The 22478-nt window shown below is 53.1% G+C and carries 26 protein-coding genes; 10 read left to right on the top strand and 16 right to left on the bottom strand.

All coding sequences use genetic code 11. The features are described 5' to 3' along the window. Nucleotides 1–131: 131 nt before the first annotated feature. Entirely contained in the window at nt 132–359 is a 228-nt protein-coding gene (locus PP769_RS16230; protein WP_312642048.1) for a type II toxin-antitoxin system VapC family toxin, read from the bottom strand. Beyond that, entirely contained in the window at nt 359–631 is a 273-nt protein-coding gene (locus tag PP769_RS16225; protein ID WP_312642046.1) for a type II toxin-antitoxin system Phd/YefM family antitoxin, read from the bottom strand. Before PP769_RS16225 ends, PP769_RS16230 begins: the two co-directional genes overlap by 1 nt. Before the next feature lie 352 nt (nt 632–983). Between PP769_RS16225 and PP769_RS16220 the strand changes: the two genes are divergently transcribed. Both PP769_RS16220 and PP769_RS16215 read left to right on the top strand, forming a co-directional pair. Further along, nucleotides 984–1214 carry a FitA-like ribbon-helix-helix domain-containing protein gene (locus tag PP769_RS16220; protein WP_312642044.1) on the top strand — a complete coding sequence of 77 codons (231 nt, stop codon included), beginning with the start codon at nt 984–986 and terminating at the stop codon, nt 1212–1214. Next, the gene (locus PP769_RS16215) at nt 1211–1618 is read left to right on the top strand and encodes a type II toxin-antitoxin system VapC family toxin (protein WP_312642042.1); all 408 of its coding nucleotides are present in this window, start codon (nt 1211–1213) and stop codon (nt 1616–1618) included. The genes PP769_RS16220 and PP769_RS16215 overlap by 4 nt, the downstream gene beginning before the upstream one ends. 953 nt (nt 1619–2571) lie before the next feature. On the opposite strand, the gene PP769_RS16210 is transcribed toward PP769_RS16215, so the two are convergent. Continuing rightward, the gene (locus PP769_RS16210) at nt 2572–3468 is read right to left on the bottom strand and encodes a LysR family transcriptional regulator (RefSeq protein WP_312642040.1); all 897 of its coding nucleotides are present in this window, start codon (nt 3466–3468) and stop codon (nt 2572–2574) included. A 142-nt stretch (nt 3469–3610) separates the two neighbouring features. Here PP769_RS16210 and PP769_RS16205 point away from each other — a divergent pair, with 142 nt between their 5' ends. The 3 genes from PP769_RS16205 to PP769_RS16195 all read left to right on the top strand — a co-directional run bounded on the left by PP769_RS16205 (nt 3611) and on the right by PP769_RS16195 (nt 6219). Then, entirely contained in the window at nt 3611–5098 is a 1488-nt protein-coding gene (locus PP769_RS16205) for an MFS transporter (RefSeq protein ID WP_312642038.1), read from the top strand. Between the two features lie 134 nt (nt 5099–5232). After that, nucleotides 5233–5784 (top strand): hypothetical protein, encoded by a 552-nt coding sequence (locus PP769_RS16200; protein WP_312642036.1) that lies wholly within the window; start codon nt 5233–5235, stop codon nt 5782–5784. Between the two features lie 120 nt (nt 5785–5904). Next, nucleotides 5905–6219, top strand: a complete 315-nt coding sequence (locus tag PP769_RS16195; RefSeq protein WP_312642034.1) for a GIY-YIG nuclease family protein — start codon at nt 5905–5907, stop codon at nt 6217–6219. Nucleotides 6220–7548: 1329 nt separating this feature from the next. Here PP769_RS16195 and PP769_RS16190 read toward each other — a convergent pair. After that, the gene (locus tag PP769_RS16190; RefSeq protein ID WP_312642032.1) at nt 7549–7863 is read right to left on the bottom strand and encodes a hypothetical protein; all 315 of its coding nucleotides are present in this window, start codon (nt 7861–7863) and stop codon (nt 7549–7551) included. Between the two features lie 408 nt (nt 7864–8271). Between PP769_RS16190 and secB the strand changes: the two genes are divergently transcribed. Further along, nucleotides 8272–8739 (top strand): protein-export chaperone SecB, encoded by a 468-nt coding sequence (secB, locus tag PP769_RS16185; RefSeq protein ID WP_312642030.1) that lies wholly within the window; start codon nt 8272–8274, stop codon nt 8737–8739. A 1144-nt stretch (nt 8740–9883) separates the two neighbouring features. Here the strand turns inward: secB and PP769_RS16180 are convergent. Continuing rightward, nucleotides 9884–10156, bottom strand: a complete 273-nt coding sequence (locus PP769_RS16180) for a HepT-like ribonuclease domain-containing protein (protein WP_312647058.1) — start codon at nt 10154–10156, stop codon at nt 9884–9886. Between the two features lie 70 nt (nt 10157–10226). After that, a complete protein-coding gene (locus PP769_RS16175) occupies nt 10227–10520 on the bottom strand; it encodes a nucleotidyltransferase family protein (protein ID WP_312642028.1) in 294 nt (97 codons plus the stop codon). A gap of 1156 nt (nt 10521–11676) precedes the next feature. On the opposite strand from PP769_RS16175, the gene PP769_RS16170 reads away from it, so the two are divergent. Beyond that, complete coding sequence (locus tag PP769_RS16170; protein WP_312642026.1) at nt 11677–11805, top strand: hypothetical protein; 129 nt, start codon at nt 11677–11679, stop codon at nt 11803–11805. 203 nt (nt 11806–12008) lie between these two features. On the opposite strand, the gene PP769_RS16165 is transcribed toward PP769_RS16170, so the two are convergent. Both PP769_RS16165 and PP769_RS16160 read right to left on the bottom strand, forming a co-directional pair. Continuing rightward, entirely contained in the window at nt 12009–12200 is a 192-nt protein-coding gene (locus tag PP769_RS16165) for a hypothetical protein (RefSeq protein ID WP_312642023.1), read from the bottom strand. A gap of 33 nt (nt 12201–12233) precedes the next feature. Beyond that, a complete protein-coding gene (locus tag PP769_RS16160) occupies nt 12234–12719 on the bottom strand; it encodes a YehS family protein (protein ID WP_312642021.1) in 486 nt (161 codons plus the stop codon). Between the two features lie 869 nt (nt 12720–13588). Here PP769_RS16160 and PP769_RS16155 point away from each other — a divergent pair. After that, nucleotides 13589–13765, top strand: coding sequence for a hypothetical protein (locus tag PP769_RS16155; protein ID WP_312642019.1), 177 nt, complete (start codon nt 13589–13591; stop codon nt 13763–13765). Nucleotides 13766–13939: 174 nt separating this feature from the next. Here the strand turns inward: PP769_RS16155 and PP769_RS16150 are convergent, their stop codons facing one another. Next, nucleotides 13940–14086, bottom strand: coding sequence for a hypothetical protein (locus PP769_RS16150; RefSeq protein WP_312642017.1), 147 nt, complete (start codon nt 14084–14086; stop codon nt 13940–13942). Between PP769_RS16150 and PP769_RS19825 the strand changes: the two genes are divergently transcribed. Further along, nucleotides 14018–14389: a very short patch repair endonuclease gene (locus tag PP769_RS19825; protein WP_376753455.1), complete on the top strand. Its 372-nt coding sequence runs from the start codon at nt 14018–14020 to the stop codon at nt 14387–14389. The genes PP769_RS16150 and PP769_RS19825 overlap by 69 nt on opposite strands. A gap of 277 nt (nt 14390–14666) precedes the next feature. Here PP769_RS19825 and PP769_RS19820 read toward each other — a convergent pair whose 3' ends face one another. The 6 genes from PP769_RS19820 to PP769_RS16125 form a co-directional block, all read right to left on the bottom strand. Beyond that, nucleotides 14667–14924 carry a hypothetical protein gene (locus PP769_RS19820; protein WP_376753385.1) on the bottom strand — a complete coding sequence of 86 codons (258 nt, stop codon included), beginning with the start codon at nt 14922–14924 and terminating at the stop codon, nt 14667–14669. 26 nt (nt 14925–14950) lie between these two features. Beyond that, on the bottom strand, nt 14951–15784 hold the full coding sequence (locus tag PP769_RS16145; RefSeq protein ID WP_312642015.1) for an HNH endonuclease: 834 nt from the start codon (nt 15782–15784) through the stop codon (nt 14951–14953). A gap of 9 nt (nt 15785–15793) precedes the next feature. After that, nucleotides 15794–17023, bottom strand: a complete 1230-nt coding sequence (gene dcm, locus PP769_RS16140) for a DNA (cytosine-5-)-methyltransferase (protein ID WP_312642013.1) — start codon at nt 17021–17023, stop codon at nt 15794–15796. A 516-nt stretch (nt 17024–17539) separates the two neighbouring features. Next, nucleotides 17540–18925: a BamA/TamA family outer membrane protein gene (locus tag PP769_RS16135; RefSeq protein ID WP_312642011.1), complete on the bottom strand. Its 1386-nt coding sequence runs from the start codon at nt 18923–18925 to the stop codon at nt 17540–17542. Nucleotides 18926–19906: 981 nt separating this feature from the next. Next, the gene (locus PP769_RS16130; RefSeq protein WP_312642009.1) at nt 19907–20110 is read right to left on the bottom strand and encodes a type II toxin-antitoxin system HicB family antitoxin; all 204 of its coding nucleotides are present in this window, start codon (nt 20108–20110) and stop codon (nt 19907–19909) included. Between the two features lie 445 nt (nt 20111–20555). After that, complete coding sequence (locus PP769_RS16125) at nt 20556–20756, bottom strand: type II toxin-antitoxin system VapB family antitoxin (RefSeq protein WP_312642007.1); 201 nt, start codon at nt 20754–20756, stop codon at nt 20556–20558. 424 nt (nt 20757–21180) lie between these two features. On the opposite strand from PP769_RS16125, the gene PP769_RS16120 reads away from it, so the two are divergent. After that, nucleotides 21181–21459 carry a hypothetical protein gene (locus PP769_RS16120; RefSeq protein ID WP_312642005.1) on the top strand — a complete coding sequence of 93 codons (279 nt, stop codon included), beginning with the start codon at nt 21181–21183 and terminating at the stop codon, nt 21457–21459. Between the two features lie 299 nt (nt 21460–21758). On the opposite strand, the gene PP769_RS16115 is transcribed toward PP769_RS16120, so the two are convergent. After that, nucleotides 21759–22424 (bottom strand): class I SAM-dependent methyltransferase, encoded by a 666-nt coding sequence (locus tag PP769_RS16115; RefSeq protein ID WP_312642003.1) that lies wholly within the window; start codon nt 22422–22424, stop codon nt 21759–21761. Nucleotides 22425–22478 lie beyond the last annotated feature (54 nt).

Here is a 22478-nt window from a genome sequence, read left to right as displayed (position 1 = left end):
GGATATTCAAGGTGGACATTCCCCGCAAGCGTATTTCGCTGTCGATGAAAGCGGCGGCAAATGGAAGGATCTGATGGTGCTCGGTGAGTAAGTGAACTGTTCCCTTTTGCGAGGCTTGTGGCAAGACGGCTTCAGGACGGTAAAACAGGGATTTTGGCTAACACACAGGCCTGGCGTAGCTTGGTATCAAATGTAGCCAGCGGCGTCCCACGTCTCTTGGCTAACTCAAGATATGAGGCGTCGTAGGTGGTTAATTCGTACTTCCGGGCTAAGGTCATAGTTTCTTCCAGTGCTCGTTCAGTAGAGGTGGCATCAAGGACCCAGGCCAATGCGACCGAACTGTCTAGGACAAACGGCATCAGTATCGGTGGCCCAGATGAGCCAAATCACGAAGCGTTTCGTTCTTTTTGAGAAGGCGCTGGGTGCTGACCCCCCGTTTACGAAGAGTTTCCCGGTAAGAACGGATGCGGTTCATGGTTTGGCGAACCGCTTTGGGGTCCTTGCGGGTCACGGGGACAAGTTCGGCCACGGGCCGCCCATGTTTGGTGATGGTAAATCGTTCTCCCTTTTGGATCCGCTCGAGTAACTTGGGTAAATGTGTTTTGGCTTCATAGGCCCCAATTTCAGGCATAACGACTATCTCCTTATTTAGACTAGTTATAGACTAGTTTAAGATGGAGGCGGGAGCCTGGCAATATAGGACGGAAGGAAGACGCAATCTTTCCTTTCCGTTCAGACGCTGTTTGCTGAATGGGGAACGACCAATGAAAGAGCACACGTCCTGGATGACCGACTGATGTGAGAGGGCACCATTCCCGCAAACTCATGGCGTTGTCGAGGAAGGCAAGTTCACCTGAAAAGATTTGATGGTAATCGCACAAGGAGTAAACCTACCTCTTTAGTGACTTGATCTTACCCGCAGGACCTTGCCACTAAATCGAAAGAGTGATATCATTTTTGCTAACATCAAAGGAGGGTGAGAGATGGGCCAAGTTATTGTTCGAAACCTTGATGATCACATCATCGCCGCCTTAAAAACTAAAGCTGAAATGCGAGGGCATTCCCTTGAACAAGAGCTCAGGGGTATTCTGGCCGAAGCCGCTAAGCCCACAATCGAAGATCGCCGAAGCTTGGTCGATCATATTCGTGCCATGACTCCCTCCACTCCGCAAACCGACTCCACGGTTCTCCTGAGGGAGGATCGTGACCGGTGACCCTGGTCATTGATGCCAATGTGGGCCTGAAGTGGTTCATCGAGGAACCCCGCTCCTCGGCTGCCAGAAAAATTCTTGACAAGGGCGCCTCATTTATTGCCCCGGATGTTGTTATTCCAGAAATGTGCAATGTGGTCTGGAAAAAGGTCAAGAATCAGGAGGTCACCCCCGTGCAAGGTCAAGCCATAGTAACCAATGTTTCAATGATCTTTGACCATATTGTGCCGTCTTCAGAACTGGCCCAAAAGGCCTTTGGCCTTGCCGTTCAATTTAATCACCCTGTGTATGACTGCTTGTACCTGGCCCTGGCCGAACGTGAATCCATCACGCTTGTCACGGATGACGCCAAGTTGGTGTCGGTAGCCAAAAAAGCCAAATTGGCTCGTTTTGTTCAAGCTCTGTAGCGTGGGGCTCAATTACATCTCGCCTCTAACAGCCAATTTACCCTAACAATTCCTGTTCAGCATTGGTGCGCTTGTTCAACCTCTGCAAGACTTTTTCATCCGGATCCTTTGGACTTCGTCTAGAACAGGTTTTACGAAGCATCTAGTTGAGTAATAGGTGCGTGGGTTGGACACAGATTCTTCGTTGCACTCAGAATGACAACGGGATATTCAAGGTGGACGTTCCTCGCAAGCGCATTTCCCCGTCCATGAAAGCGGCGGCAAACGGGAAGTCCTGAGTCGCAGTGGTCATGTCTCCTTGTTCTTATTGGTATGCTGAGACCATTCGACTCCACTCAGGCAGGCTCTACGAAGCATCTCGCTGAGCAGCATGAGTGTTGAATGTGGCGCGAGTGAAGGTTGATCTTTCGCAATGGTGTGAAAATAATTTATGTGTGTCAGAAATTGCCGGGTCTCGGCCCGGCAGCCGAGGTCCTTTTCTTTCGGGAAAAGGACCCAAACAAGGGTCGCGCTCTTCGAGACGCACCATGCAAAACGTCGCCCCGTCTGGCATTATTGAGGGGGAGGGACGCCAACCCCTAGAAGAGCGGACCAACTCGCCGGGCTCAAACACGGTCCGCCAACAGATAAGAGCGTCCCTCCCTGGGCCAGCCGGCAGGCGTCGGACCATAAGAAGACCAATTCTTCATGACAACGGGATGTGTAGCGGTCGATGCGGCTCACGGGTTGAATGGTCTGGAGGGTATCCCGGATAAGGGATAGGAAGATCAAACCTCAGGGCACTTGATCAGTGCCGTGATCTCACAAGCGGCGTGCCTGGCTTCTAGGAGTTGAGCAAGCCGTCGTGTTGCCAGCCGCGATCTTCACGACCGATCCTTCACCTCGATGGGTAGCCCTGGATTCTGCAGACAATCGGCAAGATTGTCCTGGTGGACGGGGAGAGACCTACCTCTTCAGCGGATCGCCGCGCAGATTTCCCGGATGTGGCCGCGAAGCCAGCGATGCGCGAGATCGGCATCCAGCCGGGGGTGCCAGAGCAAGGAAACCGTCACCTCCGGGGTGGAGAACGGAAGGGGAAAGCTCTGCATGCCGGTGCGCAGATTTCCGGTGTGTCGTTCGGGAACACTGGCGATCAGGTTGGAACCCCGGGCGAGCGCCAGCGCGGCCGAAAAACCACCGACGATCGTTACGATCTCCCGTTTCAGACCTAAAAGCTCCAAGGCCTCATCAATCGTTCCCTTGTCGAGACCCCTCCGCGAGACAATGACGTGCTTTCCGGCAGCATACCGGGAGGGCGTGATCTTCCCCTTGCTCAGTAGGTGCCCTCTTCGCACGACGCCGATAAACCGGTCGCTAAACAATGCTTGCGCGCGCACCTCGGGGGCCGTTGTGTCAGCCACCACGCCGGTTTCCAGATCGACGATCCCTTCGCGAAGTGGCGTGCTGTCTTTGTTGGGCTTCTGTACAAAGCGCAACCGCACGCCGGGCGCTTCCTTGCCGATGCGGGCAATGAGAGCCGGTCCAAAGTTCTCGACAAAGCCTTCGCCGGTCCGGAGCGTGAACGTCCGGACGAGTTGTGCGAGGTTGAGCTTTCCGGCCGGGCGAAGCACCGCTTCGCCGTCCTGCACGAGCTGACTGACCCGCTCGCGGAGTTCGAGCGCCCGGGGGGTGGGAACGAGACCGCGTCCGGCCCTCACCAACAGCGGATCGCCAATCGTCTCACGCAAGCGCGCCAGCGCGCGGCTCATCGCCGACGGACTCAGCCGCAACCGTCGGGCTGCGCGCGCCACACTCCCTTCCGCGAGCACCGCATCGAGCGTGATCAGCAGATTGAAATCAGGGGTCGACATGCAGGGATTGTAGCATAGTTTTTTGTGATGTAGCGTCTCATGCACGAATACAGTGCAAGTGGTGCGTCTTCCGCCAGGTCACCGCAGAGAGTATATTTTGGATCATGACAGGTCGAGAGTGGCCAAAATCGCGGAGGGTAAGGTGAAGACAATTCTTGCGAACCAATCTACGGTCGTCCATGAAAGTGCAGAACGGAAACCAACGATACGATGGGCGCTCGTCAGCCTGTCGCTTTCCATGTTGCTCTCTTCGCTCGATACCAGTATCGCCAATGTGGCCTTACCCACATTGGCCCGGGCGTTCACCGCCTCCTTCCAGGAAGTCCAGTGGGTGATCCTCGCATATCTTCTCGCTGCCACGACCCTGATCGTCAGCGTCGGAAGGCTCGGTGATATCATCGGTCGGCGCCGGCTGCTGTTAGCCGGAATTTTCCTCTACACGGTCGCCTCGGTCCTGTGCGCCGTCGCGCCCACATTCTGGTTGTTGATTGCCGGGCGGGCGGCGCAGGGCCTCGGTGGGGCAATCATGATGGCGCTCTCCATGGCGTTTGTCGGTGAGACGGTTTCGAAGGCCAGGACCGGGAGCGCCATGGGCCTGCTCGGCACGATGTCCGCAATCGGCACGGCTCTCGGTCCATCGCTCGGCGGCGTGCTGATCGCCGGATTCGGTTGGCGGGCCATCTTCCTCATCAACCTACCCCTGGGGATGCTGACTTTTCTTCTCGCGCATCACTACCTCCCCGTGGATCGCCGCGGGCCGGAGACGGATCGGGCCGGATTCGACCATGTGGGTACGTTTCTGCTGGCGCTGACGCTCGCGGCCTATGCCCTCGCCGTGACGCTCGGTCGCGGCAGTTTCGGTGCCCTCAATCTGGCGCTGCTCCTGGCTGCGGCAATTGGCGTCGGGCTTTTTGTGCACGTCGAGGCGAGAACCGCCTCGCCGTTGATCCGATTGGCGGTGTTCCGCGATTCCCTGCTGAGTGCAAGCCTCGCCATGAGCGCACTTGTCACGACCGTGGTGACGGCGACGCTCGTCGTCGGGCCGTTCTATCTCTCTCGTGCGCTCGGCCTCGATGCGGCGATGGTGGGACTCGTCTTATCGGCCGGGCCGCTGGTCGCCGCGCTAACCGGGGTGCCCGCCGGGCGCATGGCGGACCAGTTTGGCGCACCACGCGTGGCGATCGTCGGGCTCATCGGCATGGGGGCCGGTTCCTTCCTCCTGGCCGTGCTGCCGGCGACACTCGGTATTTCCGGCTACCTCGCTCCCATCGTTGTCATCACCGCCGGGTATGGGTTATTCCAGACGGCCAACAACACCGCCGTCATGACCGGTATCAGTCCGGACCAGCGGGGCGTCATATCCGGCATGCTCAACCTTTCGCGCAACCTCGGGCGCATCACCGGGGCATCCGTGATGGGTGCAGTGTTCGCCTTTGCCTCGGCCACGATCGACATCACCACGGCGCCTCCCGAGGCCGTGGCCAGGGGTATGCGGAGCACATTCGCCGTCGCCGCGATGCTCATCCTCATCGCCCTCGCCCTCGCAGTCGGCATGTACCGCCGCACGGCGGGAAATCGGGGAGTGGCTTCGGAAGCAGAGTGTCAGGGGAATGAAAACGTTTCGGAATGAACCCGGGGCGTGTCACCAGGAAACCAATCGATACACGACAGGTATGCCTGCCGTCCCATTCCCATATGTGTTTCCATCCGATACCATTGACAAGACATCCGCAACACTCGCAATAACCAAGCGGGAACCTTCGCATGAGCAATCTTAAACGAATCCTCATCTTTACGGTCAGTGTGTTTCTTCTCTCCTTTGGATACTTCCTCTCTCTCTATCCGAATCGGCCTGATGATCCCGAGCACGAAACCTTTCTGCGCGAAATCGGGGAAGGCTTCGGGACGCTCGGCCTCTGGGCACTGGGCATTATTTATGGGAGAACGTTGTTGAAGTTGGCGTGTGGTCAGGGTGGCCTCCTTCAGCGACTTGTCCCCGACGAATACGACATGTCTGCGATTCCACCATTCAGCACCCTTCTCAATGTGTTGAATCGCACGCACGTCTACGTGGGGATTGCCGCCATCGCGGTCATCTTGTTGCACATCGCGATGCTCGGCCTGCACGCCGACATCTTATTTTTTCCGGCCGTCCTGGCGCTGGTGCTGTGGCAGGGCATGTTTGGATTTTTCCTGACATGGCGATATTCTCCACAGGATTTGAAAAAGTTCTCCTATTTTGTGCATGCGCAATTTGTGACCGGCATCATGATCGGCATCTTCTCGGTATTTGGACATCTGCTGCTCGACGATTAGTCATTGAGGGGGATCAATACGGGAATGTTTCAGGTGAGTTCCCGGTGGTCTCGTATGGGTAGGGGGGAGATTCACTCACAGCCGGACCGGGCGGCATGGTTAATGAGGAAAGGGCCTTGTATGGCGTGGACGGTCTACATGTTGGAATGCGCCGATTCTAGTTTGTACACCGGGATTACCCTGGATCTGGAGCGTCGTCTTGCCGCACACGCGAAAGGGAAAGGGGCCAAATATACGAAACACCGCGGTCCGTTTACCTTGGTGTTCACCGAACGTCAGGAGACGAGAGGCCAGGCATTAAAAAGAGAAGCCGCGATTAAATCCATGAAGCGAAAAGAAAAACTGGGCTTAATCGGGACTCGAAAAAACGATCGGTATTCATTTTCCCCTCCGTCGTGCCCGACGGGAGTCAACAGATCCGAGTTGTCATTCTGAGCTTCCTGTCTCCTTGGCATCCTGAGCCCCTTCGACTCCGCTCAGGGCAGGCTCGTCGAAGGATCTGTGCCCAAGGTACATCACATCAAACCCATCTCTGCCTTCAGCCCCGCAAGTTGTAGTTGGGAATTTATCTTCGCTTCGTTTGACTTCCTATTTTTTCTCCCTTCCGTCATGCACCAGGCTTGTGGGCACCCATCCTCTCGCTGCCATCATCCTTTATCAAAAAAGAGCCGGGTCTCGTCCCGGCAGACGAGCCACTTTTGTTTCGGCAAAAGTAGCCAAAACCATTGATGCCTCGTCTGGCCTCATTCGATGAAGTGAACGCAAGCTTCAGGAGGGCGGACCAACTCGCAGGGCTCAAACAAGGCCCGCCGTTTCATTAGAGCGTTCACTTCTGGGGCCAGCCGCCAGGCAACCGTGTTGGGGAATAAAAATGGGAGGAAAAGAATTCGGAGTACAGGTTAAGGTGGGAGTATGGGTGGGTGGAAGGCCTGACTTCAAGCTCTGGTAGGGGAAATTAAAGGAAGGTTTACCGAAACTCCCACCTTCAGGTCGGCCATCCGGGCTGACGCTCAAATCAAGAGGCGGCCCTTGTTTGAGCGGAGCGAGTTGGGCCGCCCTTCCTAGACCTGCGTCGCCATGATGTAATGAGGCCGACCTGGGTGGAAATGGTTTTTGGGTCCTTTTGCCGAAACAAAAGGACCTCGGCTGCCGGGCCGAAACCCGGCATCTAAAAGACAAGTTTCATCCACCTTCGATTTACAAAACTTTTCCCACAAGAACCCACAGACAAAAGTGAACCAGCCTAGACAACCAGGAAGGTAGAAAATAGGCTGGGAAGATCTGTGAATAGAAGGTTCCGATCCCAAGCCCTGAGAGGGGAAAAGGAAGGTAGGCGTCTTTAAACTATCACCTTCAGGTCGGCTAACCGGGCTGACGCTCAAATAAAGAGGCGGCCCTTGTTTGAGTCCTGCGAGTTGGGCCGCCCCTCCGTTGGCCTGCGTCGGCACGCATTTATTTTGACTCGACGCCTGCCGGCTGGCCCACAGGAGGGACGCTCTTATCAGCCAGCGGACCGTGTTTGAGCCTGGCGAGTTGGTCCGCTCTTCCCAGGGTTGGCGTCCCTCCTCTTCAGTGAGGCCAGACGGGGCGTCAATGGTTTTGGGTCCTTTTGCCGAAACAAAAGGACCTCGTCCTTCGGGGCCGAAACCCCGCAGAAAAAAGTAAGCCATTTTAAATAAGCAAAAAGGTAGGCAGGAACTGCGAGTAGATGTGAATGGAAAACCTGCCATCAAACAGATTCAAGACCAAACAAACGTCCCAGGTTTACCCCGGCTTATGATAGCCATACACCCGGTTTAACACTTCCGACAAAATCTCTTCATGTTGCGCCTCCGCTTCATCCCAGGTGGAGCAGCGGCGGCACGTTTGATCAAGATCGCCACCAAACACCATCGTTTCAAACAGGAGAGGAGGGCCGGCAAAGAATTGATGATCAATCCCAAGGAACACGGTAGACACCTCAATGTCTGCGACCTGTGTGTGACTCACAACCCGATCAGCCGTTTCCACCCATTCACCAAATTCCTTGGCACTCGAAGCGGGAACGACGACCTGATTACGTAAAATGTAGAATCGCATGCTCAGACCTCCCGGTTAGATTCAACGCCACCGTGGTCTCTTCCTCTATAGCATACGACATGATGCCAATCTCTGGCCTTCCACATCAACACCGGGCACGGAATTTCCTCATCTGCAAAATACCCGGGGTCTCGGGTTGGAAGGAGAAAAGACTATTGTGATAACAAAAAATTAATGGAATCCACTTTCCTTCCGTCATTTCCGACATGTTCAATCGGTCATCCATCTCCTCTTGGAAGAAGTTGTGAAGGGGCCTGAGAGTATCTAGGAAATGGAAGCCGGGTTGCGTCTCATGAGGAATCGATGACAATATGGGTTTCCTTTTTTTTTAGAATGCCGGAAGATCAGGTTGCTCAGGCCCGGTTGTGGCTTGAAGCCCATCTCTATTCACGCACAAGAGGATGACCCATGACTGAAGAACAAAAGCCCGTGTTTACCATAGAAAAAATCTACGTGAGGGATATGTCCTTGGAAGTCCCCAATGCACCCGGCATTTTTCGGGAGGGTGGAGCCCCACAGGTTCATGTCGAATTGAAGACGCAACATACCCGTGTTGAAGAGGGCATGTATGATGCGTCCGTGACGGTGACCGTGACGGCCAAGGTCAACGAAAAAATCATGTTTATTGTGGAGGTAGAACAAGCCGGCATATTTCGGATTCAGCATGTCCCCGAATCGGAAATGGGTCCGGTGTTAGGGATCGGGTGTGCAAATATTCTCTTTCCCTATGTTCGTGAGTCGGTGTCTGATGCGGTGACGCGGGGAGGGTTCCCGACCGTCATGCTCAACCCGGTGAATTTCGAAGCCCTGTATCAACAGCAACAACAACAGCAACAGAAACAGACGACCACCGATTCCGCAGCCACCATCCACTGAGGCAGCTTCCCAGGCGCAGTGCTTTCCTGAAGGGAGCGGGGCACTAGCGTATTGAAGGGTTACATCACGAAAGAAATCGGCAATCCGTCTTTCCCTCATTATTATACTCGTAGGAAGAGAGCAGGCAGGTATCAAATCCTCCGTCATCCCTGTCCGGTTGTAACCGGTAATCTATCTCCATTCTCTAAGCCGATCGAGACCAGAGTAAACAGAAAAGCAGAATTCCCTCGCGGTGCCACACAATATCGGCCAATAGAGGTGGGGGAGGAGGTTAGGGGGCAAGGTGGGAGTGATATGTGAATGGAAGCCCTGACCCTGCAGCGCGAACAGTGTTTTTTCCGTAGTCCGACGCCTTCCGGCTGGCCCAAAGGAGGGACGCTCCTAATCCGCGGGCGGACCGTGTTTGAGCCTTGCGAGTTGGTCCGCTCTTCGCTTGATTAGCGTCCCTCCTCTTCAATGAGGCCAGGCGGTGCGTCAATGGTTTTGGCCACTTTTGCCGAAACAAAAGTGGCTCGGCTGCCGGGCCGAAACCCGGCATCTCATCTAAAAGACAAGTCATATCCATCTTCCCCTCCGTCATTTCTACAGGTCGTCAGCTGGCATCCATCTTCAATCCTTCACCCAACCGAGACCAGAGAAAACAGAAAAGCAGAATGCCCCCTCACACCAACACAAAGGTTTTCGGAAGAAACCGGGAAAGAGAAGAAGAGCTCGGAGCTACCAAGACAAGGTCGTAAAGATATCGTATTGCAAGACTTGACCCCCAGTCCGACGCCTTCCGGCTGGCCCGAGAGAGGGACGCTCTTATTAGCTGGCGGACCGTGTTTGAGCCCTGCGAGTTGGGCCGCTCTTCAAAGTTGGCGTCCCTCCTCTTCGATCAGGCCAGACGGGGCGTCAATGGTTTTGGGTCCTTTTGCCGAAACAAAAGGACCTCGTCGTACGGGGGCGAAACCCCGAATTCCTTGACCTCGGCTGCCGGGCCGAAACTCCGGCCTCTAAAATCCAAGTGCCAGAAAGACCCGCAGAGGAATACAACATTTGACCCCGATTGTGAAAGACAGGAGAGTTGAAGGAAATTAAGCGGCAGGCGTGGTTCAAAAACCTCACCACCTCATCTGTCGACTGAGATAAGAAATCAGACGGCTTAAGTTTGATCATTTCGTAGTGTTGTCAGCAGTTTTTCGACAGACCTGGAGATGTCTGGGATTTTGTTCCGGGCCACATCCCAGATAATGTGGACATTCAAGCCAAAGTAGCCATGGACGATCACATCACGAAATGCGGCGGCTTTGGACCATTCAACCTCCGGCATCATTTCTTGGACGTCTCTCGGCAAATGTTTGGCGGCCTCGCCGATTATTTCCAAATTGCGGACCACGGCATCGAAAACCAGTTCATCACGTTGGAAGGCTTCCAGTGTCAGGCCGTTGGTCTAGCGAAGCACTTTATTGGCGGCTTCCAGAATATCCTCAAGGAAAAACGTCCAATCACGCGACACGAATCAAATCCTTTTCGATCAAAGAACGCATGCGAGGCTTCACGGTGTCCTCAAGGACCAGATCGACATTTGTCTGAAAAAGATCCTCCAAATAAAACTTGAGATCCATATAGGCATCGAAGGTGGGGTAGGACTGAAACTCCACAAGAACATCGATATCGCTTCCCTCATGCATTTCATCACGGGCGGCCGACCCAAAAATACCCAATGTCTTAATGGCAAATCGGCGAACGATTTCCTCCCGCCTGCTGCCCAATAACGAGACAAGATTCTTGTGGTTCATGACATCGCCTCCACATGAAAGTATGCGCCCTGCCATCAAAAAAGATGTCAGAGCCTTCCAGGCACCGATAGGTGTCTTCTGTCAATTCATCGTCATTTTTCTGGCTGAACCTTACCAAAAACGATTCAGGTTAGCATTATCACAATTTTTTGGCAGATCGTCTGCATGTGCCGAGGGCACACTCGGTCGATGCGAAGACCCATCCTTGCACCCAATAGAGGCATCCTTAACCGTGGTATTTTCCCTTTGCAAAGGCGGTGGGCCATAACTATGTGGCCTACCGGACAACTGTTATGGGACATTCATCTTCATGCAGCCATGAACAATGCGGAGTAAAGACCCCGGCCAAAAGGCGAGCCATCCCCGTTCGATATCCTGAGAGGCCAGGACCTTTCTTTAGGATGATTCCCGGACGAGAGCAGTCTGGCAAAGGAAAAAATAGGTTGTCATCCTGAGCAGCAGCGAAGGATCTGTGCCCAGCCTCATCCCGCCTATCGAAACATTACGCCCTTCCGTTCTTCCAGGTGGTCGTCAGTGGGGAGGTTGCGGGCAAGGTGGGAGTGATATGTGAATGGAAGCCCTGACCCTGCAGCACGAACGTTGTTTCTTCTGTGGTCCGACGCCTGTCGGCTGGCCCAAAGGAGGGGCGCTCTTGGCAGCTAGCGGACCTTGTTTGAGCCCTGCGAGTTGGGCCGCTCTTCAAAGTTGGCGTCCCTCCTTTTCGATCGGGCCAGACGGGGCGTCGTTTTGCAAGGTGCGTCTCGCGGAGCGCAACCGTTGTTTGGTCCTTTTCCCGAAAGAAAAGGACCTCGGCTGCCGGGCCGAAACCCGGCATCTAATCTAAAAGACAAGTTCCATCCATCCCCCCTCCGTCATTCTCGCCAGTCATCGGGCACCAAACCTATTCCCCGTATTGTCATCCTGAGCAGCAGAGAAGGATCTGTGCCCAGCCTAATCCCGCGTATCGAAACACTATGTCCCTCCGCCATCACTGCAGGTCTTCGGTAGGCATCCATTTTTAAATATGTCACCCAACCGAGACCATAGAAAACAGAAAAGCAGAATGCCCCCTCACACCAACACAAATTTTTTCGAAAGAAACAGGGGGAGAGAAGAAGAACCCTGGAGCTCCAAGACAAGGCAGTAAAAATGTCGTATGGCAAGACTTGACCTCAAGAATGTGGATTTCCTGGCCTGGTGGCATGGCCGAGCCGTGCAACCGGCACCGGAAAAATGGCGGGCAGTGTTTGAGCGCAGCGAGTTTGCCCGCCGCCGGTGTCGGTGAACCGCGCAGGGCACCCGGAGGGCCATGCCACGGCCAACATGGTTTTGGGTCCTTTTGCCGAAACAAAAGGACCTCGTCGTACGGGGGCGAAACCCCGTATATAAGGTACACAGTACAGCTCACCATTTTAAAACACGCGCTTGCTTCTTTCTGAAATCGATGTTCAAGAAATCTATCTCTTCAAGGCAACTCGCTGGGCGGGTTCAAATAACCGCATTGTACTCTCGTCCCAGAATCCCACCAATAACTTCCGTGTTCCGAAAAGGCGTACGGCGCGCCACCTCCTCGGCCCGGATACCGATTTGCCGCCACCCGTGTTGTTGAAGATAAGGAATCGACGTCCTGAAGTACACGGTGGCCATGCCGGCCAGTGCGAGAGGAGGAGTAGGAGTCAACCAAAGATTTTCCCCACGACTCCAAGGGGGTGGCTATTGAAAAGGTTCGTCAGATTCCCTCTCGGGACGATACTGCAGTTGCAGGCCTTTCAAGAAGTTCCGCAAAATTTGGTCCTGGCATTTGCGATAGTGTTTGTGGTCAGGTCTGCGAAAAAATGCACTCAGCTCATGCTTGCTGATACGAAAATCAGCCAAAGCCAATATCGACAAGATGTCATCGGCTTGTAAATTGAAGGCGATTTTCAGTTTGACGAAAATAATATTATTGTTGAGCCGTTGTTCCGGTTCAGCCTGCGCGCCCTCTTTCTTGCCACGCTTATCGTTAATCAAACCATTGAGAAACGTGGCGAACATGGGGTCAGGACATTCCACAAAATCCGGATCATCATCTTTCTTTAACCACGCACTCACCTCTGCTCGTGTCACGGTCTGGTTGGCCTGAGCAAAGACATCAATCATTTTGGAATCACCAAAATCCAGGATGTAACGAATTCGACGCAGGCAATAATTATTGTTCATGTCTGTGTTCCCGTGACTTCATGGTTCTCTGTCCCACGAATGGGTGAGAGTTGGATTCGAATATTTTCGTGAGCGAACGCGATCGTAGCACCGGCCATTATGGCCTTGTTGAATAAATCGCAAAAATCACCGGAATATGCACGAGAAAAATTTAGGCATCAGCAGCTGACGGGAATGTTCAAAAACGTCATCCAGCAAGGCCACAGCCATTTTGGCGCCCGGAGCTTACCCTCAGTACGTGAGTACGACAAAACGGCGAGAACGCCGCTGGTGGCTTTTTTCAACATTCCCATTATGTTCCTTCGCGTGTGCGTGTCGACTTTCCCATTAAGCAGGACCAGCCCAGGCCAGAAGCAGTTTAACGTATGAAGTCACGACCCGGCCACCAACCCAATAAAAAGTCAGAAACTCCCTCGCCCTTGTAGGGGTTTGTTCCGAAGCGGAACTCGAGGAGCCTGTCCTGAGCGAAGCCGAAGGGCTTAAACCGTCCTCGCCGAATCTTTGAAGTTGACTCCGCTCCTCGGCCGCGCCAAAGGCAGACTTATCTCTGAGTCAGGATGAGGCGACCAGAGAAAATCGAAAAGTAGAAGTCTCTCCCACTCCAACAGGATGGCGGCCAATAGAGGTGGGGGAGGGAGATTAGGGGCAAAACTGGTGTGATGTGTGAAGGCAATACCCGACTCTTAAGTACGGGGTCGACTCATAGCTAATGGACATGGGAGAAAGGGCACACTGCATCTTTAACGGAGGACTATGTCAAAAACTATTCCCGACGCCATACTCGACCATATACTCCAAAATCACCTGAAGATTGGATTGCATCGCTAGGTATGGAGTGGTAGCATCTTTCAAACATGGGAGGGCAGGTTATGGAAAAAACAAGTATTGATATCGACAAGGAAACTGCCTCATTGCTCTATGAGGCTTTAAAAGGGATGGTGGCTTTAATCGGAGATGACGATTTGCCTGATAACGGAGAATTGAGTGGAGCTGCTATTTGTGATCTTGCTCGCTATGCTGTCGGTAAGGTGGAAAGCCGGGTCTAAAATTAGCTAGAATCCTAAGTCTTTTTCCTTCCTTGTAGCTTGCCTTAGCCAGTGTTCCCTGAAACACATCAAAAAATTACCATTAACTGCAGGATTTTTGAGTCACCACAGTTGATCTCAACTGCCCAGAAGTTTATGCCATTGTTTGGGACTTTTAGAAGCTAGGTTATTTTTTTACTTCCAGTGTACTAACGTGCCATGGACAATCTGACGAAGCAACGCCGTAGTTGGAACATGAGCCGGATCAAGGGGATCAACACGGGCCCGGAGCGGAAGGTTCGTTCGATCTTGCACCGCATGGGTTACCGTTTCCGGCTCCATCGGAAAGACCTGCCAGGAAAACCAGATATAATCCTACCGAAATACGAGACTGTGGTTTTCGTACACGGCTGTTTCTGGCACCGGCATAAGGGATGTAAGGACGCCACGCTACCAAAAACACGACAAAACTTCTGGGGTAATAAACTAGAAGGGAATGTTACCAGGGACCGGGCTAAGGAACGTGCTCTTCGAAAACTGAAGTGGCGCGTTATCATTGTATGGGAATGCGAAACGAAGAACCTGGAAAAGATCTCAGTCCGTCTCCGAAATCTTTTAGCACCTAGAAGGCTGCTTCAATTTTGACCTTTCCACAAAATTAAGGTCACGCCGTGGTGGAATTTTGTCACCTCCCAAAGGGGTGGAAGAGTAGGTGGGGTTCCGCCTAGCGATCAGATCTGTACGAACGGTTGAGCGGCACTTGGATTGTAGAGATTGATTGGATTGAGCGGATTGTTTGATGATTCTTCGATTTCTCTGATTAATCCAATCTTTAGTCTATCCGATTTTGCGGTCTCACATTCCCATACAATTGTTATTGTCCAGCCATGTTTTCGTGGAACTGCTTGGTTCTTCACATCTCTTAAAACGGTATCCGTAAATCTTTGAAGCAAAATTTCCTGCGGCTCTTGGGAGTTGAGTCATCTTGGCAACGTTTGTCTCGTTGGCCGAAGCATCCATGCTCGAATACAGCACTGCGATGCTTTGCTAGAGCAATATCAGGTTTCCCTGGTAGCTCCTTCGCGTGGAGACGAAGCCGGTATCCATTCCGATGGAGAACGCTTCGTACAAGAAATTCCGGTTTTGTGTCTTTACCACAACCCCATATTCCAAGACCCATGCTTCTTAGTTAAGGACGTCAAACGCCTAGTCAATCTCCTCCACTGCATAAAGGCCAAAGAGTTGGGGGACAGTTAGGCCGAACTTTTTATGAACTGGTCGCTTTTCGGCAAGACAGGCAAGAATACTACGCGCCACTGAATTTTCTGCGTTATGCACTGCACGATGACAATATGGGCATAGGCAAAAGATATTGTGAATTGTATCCAGGGACTGACTGAATGATCCCTGCAAGCCTATTGGAATTAAATGATGAGCTTCCAAGTATGGATTCTTAGTGAATCGGGATGAAAATAATTTGTGTGAAGGATCAAACTCGCATGTATACCCTGAAAGTTTCATTCGTGACACAGCGATATTCCTATCCCGAGCATATATATCGCGTCCCTTCAGTTTTGCAATACGCACCCTATCTGTATCATTGACCTCTCTCTGGTATATGTCATCAGACTCGTCGGCTTTGACCTCTGAAGCTTTGTTTCTCCATAAAGGCTCTGCCATTGCCCCAATCCAGATGGAATCGTCTTTAAGAAACATGAACCAGATATCTCCGCCTTTCGGTTTGAAGCCCGCTCTTGACGAAATGTACAACCTCAATTCAGTCTTTTCCGGTTTGGGGTATACGACGTTCAGCTTGATTGGTTTTCCGCTTGGAAATAGGCGGAATAGTTTGGAGGAAAGAAACTTATTTGATTGCACGTTGCCCACATGAATGTTGTCTTTCCCGAAATGAGATAACACTATTTCCGCTTCATAATCGGTCAATGTAATCTGGGAATCTACGTGTTCTCGCTCAGTAACAAGAGAATACGCGCCATCACTTGTGCCTAAATTAATTTTCTGCACAGCTCCAAACCTCATTGAGTCCTCCTATGCTCGATTATGTAGATGCTTGACGAGCCTCTCTGCAATCCGCCTGATTACTGGGATTGCTACCGAGTTCCCAAACTGACGATAAGCAGAAGTTTTGGCCGTTGGGATAACAAAGGTTTCAGGAAAGCCCTGTAATCTAGCGCATTCTCTTGGCGTCAGCATTCTTGGGTTTTTTCGGCCTTGAGGGATCAGGCATTCTTTTCCATCTTTTCCGTATCTTGCCACTATCGTATTTGATGGCTTATTAAGGTCAGCGCGAAAAGCCGAAAAACCTGTACCTCGTGCAAGATTGCGAGTCGTGCGTCTCTGGTGTCCAGCCCAAAGTTTCGCAGAGATGGTGAATGAGGAATCAACACTATCTTCGAGTATGGTTTTCAGAGCCAGAGGGGGTCCGTCAATCACTGGGAAATGAAACCCTCTGTCGTCATCACGTATGCACACCATATAGCAGCGCACTCGTTTTTGCGGCACTAATGGACTTGCGTCAATCAGTTTATACGAGAAACTGTATCCAAGGGACTCTATGGTATTTTTGATAACAGAAAAGGTCTTTCCGTAATCATGGCCAACGATATTCTTCACATTCTCAAGGAAAGCAATTTTGGGCCTCTTTGCTTTAATGATTCGAGCAATATCAAAAAACAAGGTGCCTTGTGTTTCACATGCGAATCCGTGTGCAGTATTGAGGGAATTGCGAGCGGAAATCCCTGCTAAGCTGAAAGGTTGGCAGGGAAACCCAGCGCAGAGTATGTCGTGGTCAGGAATGCTCTCTTCACTAATTTTGCGAATATCTCCGTATGGGACTTCTCCGAAATTGGCTTCATATGTTGTCTTAGCATATGAGTCCCATTCACTTGAGAATACACACTTGCCTTCTTGTTCTTGCATTGCAACTCTGAAACCACCAATGCCAGCAAAGAGATCAATGAATGTGAATTTGGGATATTTTACAGGTGGGAAGGGAATGTCTTCCCAATCGATGGGAAGTTGGACCTGATATGGTTCGCTTGACTCTCTTACTCTTTTTGGACGTGATATTAGAGGGCGAGGAGGCTGGAGCAATGCAATGCAGTGCTCTTTCATGGATGGAGTAAGAAACGGAATCTCTTGACTCTGTGATTGCAGCCAATGTGTGACCATGGCATCGATTTCATCCCCTTCTGACTGCGGGAAGGATTCCAGTAATGACTGGGCGAGAAATAATTTAATCTCTTTGTAGCTCTTCATCGTTTTTCTCTCAGTTAACTACTAAGTCTAAGGAACGTAAAGCAAAGTTATTTGAAGCTTGCCGCATACGCACACCTTTCCAAATAAGCTAGAATTCAATTCAACTAGTGCCGCCGAACAAAACGCATAATATCGCGAGAAAGCACCGCACCATTAGATTTCTTTCATAATTTGTTTTGCCGTTGACATGGCTTGCTCCTCTTTTTTCGTTCTAAGGGATTACTTAGAAGAATGTACCCAACCAATTCCCTAAAGTACAGAATTTTGTAGAGTCGTGTTTCGGCCCGGCGGCCGAGCCACTTTTGTTTCGGCAAAAGTGGCCAAAACCATTTTCACCCAGGTCGGCCCCATTGCATCGTGCTGACGCTGGGACAAGGAGGGCGGACCAACTCGCTCCGCTCAGACAAGGTCCGCCTGTTGATTTGAGCGTCAGCCCGGTTGGCCGACCTGAAGGCGATAGGAAGGCTGCGAAGATAGATGCTCGATGACGAATGTCGGGGATTCATGGAGTACCGGTTAAAAGGGGAGGCCGAAGGCTGCTGTGAAATTCATCCCGTCTTCCGAGAATCCGAAATCGGCGCGGAAGATGGCCGCACGCTCCAACGTGAACCGGGCGCTGACCCCGTAGCTCTGGCGCACGCGTTCCTGGAAGAATTCAAATCCGTTCTTTGCGACACCGCCGACTTCGTAGAAGAGCGCCAGCCCGAGGCGCTCGATCCGAAGATATCGCCAGATTGGGAAACCACGGGGGAGGACCCAGACGCGATATTCTGTGGCCGCAGCCCAGGCCGCATTATCCCGCCAGCGACCGGCGATGTACCCGCGTAGCACTCGGCTGCCGCCGAGGGTCGGCCGCGCAAAAAACGGCAGGTCGCCGGAGCTTAGTTGGCTTTCGAGGTGGAGCGCGATGGTGTCGGTCGGCGGGTGCTCTTCGTCCTCGCCTCCTCCATCGTGAAAGAGCCCCGGAACGGGGATCAGCTGGTCGCCGAAGAGTTGATAGATCGCACCCCGGTTCCAATCGCTCTGGAGTAGCGCGGCATCGACTCTCCCGCCCAGGACCGTCCCGCGGTAGGGATTGCGCTGGCTGTCACGCGTGTCCCAGCGAATGGCGCCGCCCACCCACCCGAGACCATAGGGATCCGCCTCCCCGAAGAGCCCGGGAAACTCGCTGTCGGTTTGCCCGGCTCCCCCAACGCGGCCCCGGCTGAGCCAGTGGTGTTCCCCTCGCACATTCAGCTCGAGGACGACGTCTTCAAACGATCCCTCAAGCGACTTCGAGAGACCCAGTTCGAGAAAGGCGACCTGGTCGGTATAGCTTGTCTCCTGACTTTCCCTGGTCGATGGCCCGATCCCGAAGAAGCGGCTGGTCAGCGTCTTGCGATAACCCCCGCCGGCGCTTACGAAACTGCGTTCTTCCTGGAGCACGCCACCCGTGGGAACTTCGAGATGCTTGAGCCACCGTCGCCACCGCAACACATAACTCTGTTGGCCCTCGGTTGTGTGGGAGAGAAAGGCCCCCAGGAATTCACGACGACGTTGAGCACGAAAATCGATGTCGGTGATTGCCACGCCCAATCCGGCGCCGACAGCGGAGTTGGCGAAGAAGAACGGAAGCAAGAAGCTCGAGACCAGGAAGCGCTCGAAGAACCCGCCGGGCTTGAGTCGGCCCTCGGGGATATAGCGCCAGCGTTCGGGCTTGGTGACAAGAGCGGCTTTGTCGATCCTGGGAATCCGGCCATTCTGATCCATTCCTCGATAGGGGTCGTAGGCCACCTCCTTCTCGGCCGAGGCAGAAGCGGGGACGCTGTTTTCGGCTACCACCGGAGGCGCGAACAGGAGGAGCATCGGCAGGACCCAGGATATGTAGAACGAGACGCAGCGGATTCGACGACAATTCATCATGCTATTTGTCGAAACTTACGATGGATATTTTTCCCCTGTCCCATTCGCCTGATGTGTTTTGAACAGGCGCGAATCTGATTCATGAATGAACCCGCGACCATGCTACCCAACCCATGAAAAAAAAGTACAGAATTATTCTTGATGTATGTTTGGCGATGGGGGGAGCCGGGTTTCGGCCCGGTTGCCGAGGTCCTTTTGTTTCGGCAAAAGGACCCAAAACCCTTGACGCCCCGTCTGGCATTATTGAAGGGGAGGGACGCCAACCTTTTGAAGAGCGGACCAACTCGCAGGGCTCACACAAGGTCCGCTACATGCGAAGAGCGTCCCTCCCTGGGGCCAGCCGGCAGGCGTCGGATTAAAATTAGACTGTACCCAGGCAAACCCAAGGAGGGCGGACCAACTCGCGAGGCTCAAACAAGGTCCGCCTAACAAATAAAACGTCAGCCCGGTTGACCGACCTGAAGGTGAGGAGGCGGAGGATTGGCATCTAGGAGAAAGGTGTCTGTTTGATGATGGATGTCGGGGGGGATTTGAGTGTTTGATGAATGCCGGGGTTTTGCCCCGGACGACGAGGTTTTGCCTGCTGCGTCCCAAATGGCGCATCCATGGTTGTGGAGGCAAAAGTGACCAAACAAGGGTCGCGCTCTTCGAGACGCACCTTGCAAAACGACGCCCCGTCTGGCCTCATTGGAGGGGAGGGCCGCTAACTTTTTGAAGAGCGGACCAACTCGCAGGGCTCAGACAAGGTCCGCTACATGCGAAGAGCGTCCCTTCCTTGGGCCAGCCGGCAGGCGTCGGAGCAATGGTCCGTCTGGTGATTTGGACGTCAGCCCGGTTGATCGACCTGAAGGTGATGAGGAGGATTGATGAGGATATGTTTATCGTCGGACATCGAAATGTGCTTGCCTTCTCGAAGGAGAAAAAAACCTGCATACTTGAGGGCTCTCCCGGTGCGTTCATGAGAGACTTGCGGGAGTTTGGCTATACCGTGACTTCGACTGTCCGCATTTTCTTTCGTCGTTTTAAATCTTCGATACTTTCAAGGTAGGTCTTAATGGCATCCTTGATATTTCCCAGGGCTTCTTCCTCAGTCTCCCCTTGTGAAACACACCCTTTTAACGTGGGACAATAGACGACGTATCCCCCGACTTCAGGGTCTTGTTCAATAACGACTGGATATTCCATGCTGACCTCCCCATTGATCCCCCTGTTGATGTGGCTAAAGTTTACCAGAAGTTGCCTTCCAGGGAATTGCAGGTCAAATTTTGATCTTTTAGCTGGGTCATATCGTTGAGAGTGATGTGTGGGTTCGATTGATACCGGGTCTCGGCCCGGTAGCCGAGGTTCTTTTGTTTCGGCAAAAGTGGCCAAAACCATTGACGCCCCGTCTGGCCTTATTGAAGGGGAGGAACGCCAAACTCTTGAAGAGCGGACCAACTCGCTCCGCTCAAACAAGGTCCGCGAGATGCTCAGAGCGTCCCTCCATTGGGCCAGCCGGCAGGCGTCGGAACAGAGGAGAAGAACGGTTGCGAAACTTTTATGCAAGAGATTTTGGGGAAGGGGGAGGAAGAGAGGAAACATGAACCTGTTCCTCTGATGTGGTTGAACTAAACGGATGTGTTACCGAGCATCATGATTTGGGGATCGTTCGCCGTCGCGGAGGCAACCGTAGTTGCTTTTCTGATCCCCCAAGTTGAGCCAGGCGTCGTGCAGCTTCTTTGGAAATGAGAGCCTCAAGCCCGAGCCGGACTAAGGAGGTTTTTTCTTCCACACCGGTCAATTTTGCGGCTTGTTCCAGAAGGGCATCATCAATATTTAGCGTCGTTCGCATAGGTATGAATATGCTCTATTTATGCATATAGGTCAACAGCATTTTGGTTGGTAAGGAGCCGGCAATTGGTGGTTGCTGAACAATGTCGAAGGTGTGCGAGAAGTTGAGGGTTTAAATAATGCCGGGGTTTCGCCCCCGGACGACGAGCCACTTTTGTTTCGGCAAAAGTGGCCAAAACCATTGACGCCCCGTCTGGCCTCATTGAAGAGGAGGGCCGCTAACTTTTTGAAGAGCGGACCAACTCGCAGGGCTCACACAAGGTCCGCAAAATGCGAAGAGCGTCCCTCCCGGGGGCCAGCCGGCAGGCGTCGGGACTACGGGCCGTCTGGTAATTTTGGCGTCAGCCTGGTTGGCCGACCTGCAGGTGGTGGGGAGGAGGTGAGTATAGATGGATGTCGTATGATCAATGACGGAGGTGCTTTGTGTGGGTTCGATTGATACCGGGTTTCGGCCCGGCAGCCGAGGTCAAGGTATTCGGGGTTTCGCCCCCGTACGACGAGCCACTTTTGTTTCGGCAAAAGTGGCCAAAACCATGTTGACCGTGGCATGGCCCTTCGGGTGCCCTGCGCGTTTCACCGACACCGGCGGCGGGCAAACTCGCTGCGCTCAGACACTGCCCGCCTTTCTCCCGGTGCCGGTTGCACTGCTCGGCCATGCCACCAGGCCAGGGGAGCTTCATGAGGGGAAGATAGATCCACGATAACAACTGTCGGGGGTGACGGAGGAGGAGGACAGTAAAAATCGAAGGGCTCAAACACGGTCCGCTACATGCGAAGAGCGTCCCTCCCTGGGGCCAGCCGGCAGGCGTCGATTGACCTGAAGGTGATGAGTCCGTGGACCTTGGCATATGTTCTATCGGTCACTGCTGTCGGTTGATAAGGAAAGCTGGTGCAAGGGCGAAAGGTCGGTGCTTATGTTGTCGCGGCCGCTGCTTTGCTAGATCCTTCGGTTCCCTCAGGATGACAAAAAGGTGGAGGAGGACAGAGTGGCGCAGGATGACTGCTACTGCTGCTTGGGAATGAGATAGATGTCGAAGCGGTGTTTTTTTGTTTTGATTGAGGCCTGGGGTTTGATGCCGGCGAGATGATCGGCATAGGCGGGGCGCTTGACGACGACCCGGTTGGTGGCAATCGTGAGAGCTACCTTGAGTAATTCATCGGCATCGGTATCCTGGCCGACGATATCCTGGACTATTCGCATGGCTTTTTTGACTAAGGCTGTTTTGTCTTTTATGGGAAACATGGGATCGACATAGATGACTTCGGGTGCAAACGGGACCTGGAGTAGCGCCTGACGGCTATCGCCGCAGGTGAGCGTCAGCTTGTCTTGGATGAGCGCGCCAATTTTCTCATCTGCTGCGGCGCGACGTAAGCCGTCTTCCAGGAGTGCGGCGATCATTTCCGATCGCTCGATCATATGCACGCGGCAGCCCATGGTGGCCAGGACAAAGGCATCACGGCCCAACCCGGCGGTGGCATCCACAATTGTCGGGCGTTTGCCTTTTTTGATGCCGACGGCTTTGCTGATAGCCTCCCCACCGGCGTGGCCATATTTTCTCCGGTACGCGGTTCTGCCGGACACAAAGTCAATGACCACCGGCGTCAGGTCCGGCGCATCCTGGTCGATCAATTGCCATTGGTGATCGTGTAATTGCAGGCAATACTTCATGTGTTTATCGAAGGATGTCTTTGGACATGATCTCGGTAGGAAGGATGGGAGGAG

This window comes from Candidatus Nitrospira allomarina (assembly GCF_032050975.1).
Classification (GTDB): domain Bacteria; phylum Nitrospirota; class Nitrospiria; order Nitrospirales; family UBA8639; genus Nitrospira_E; species Nitrospira_E allomarina.
Note: the sequence above shows the minus strand (reverse complement) of the source record. Positions and strands in the feature narration are given on the sequence as shown.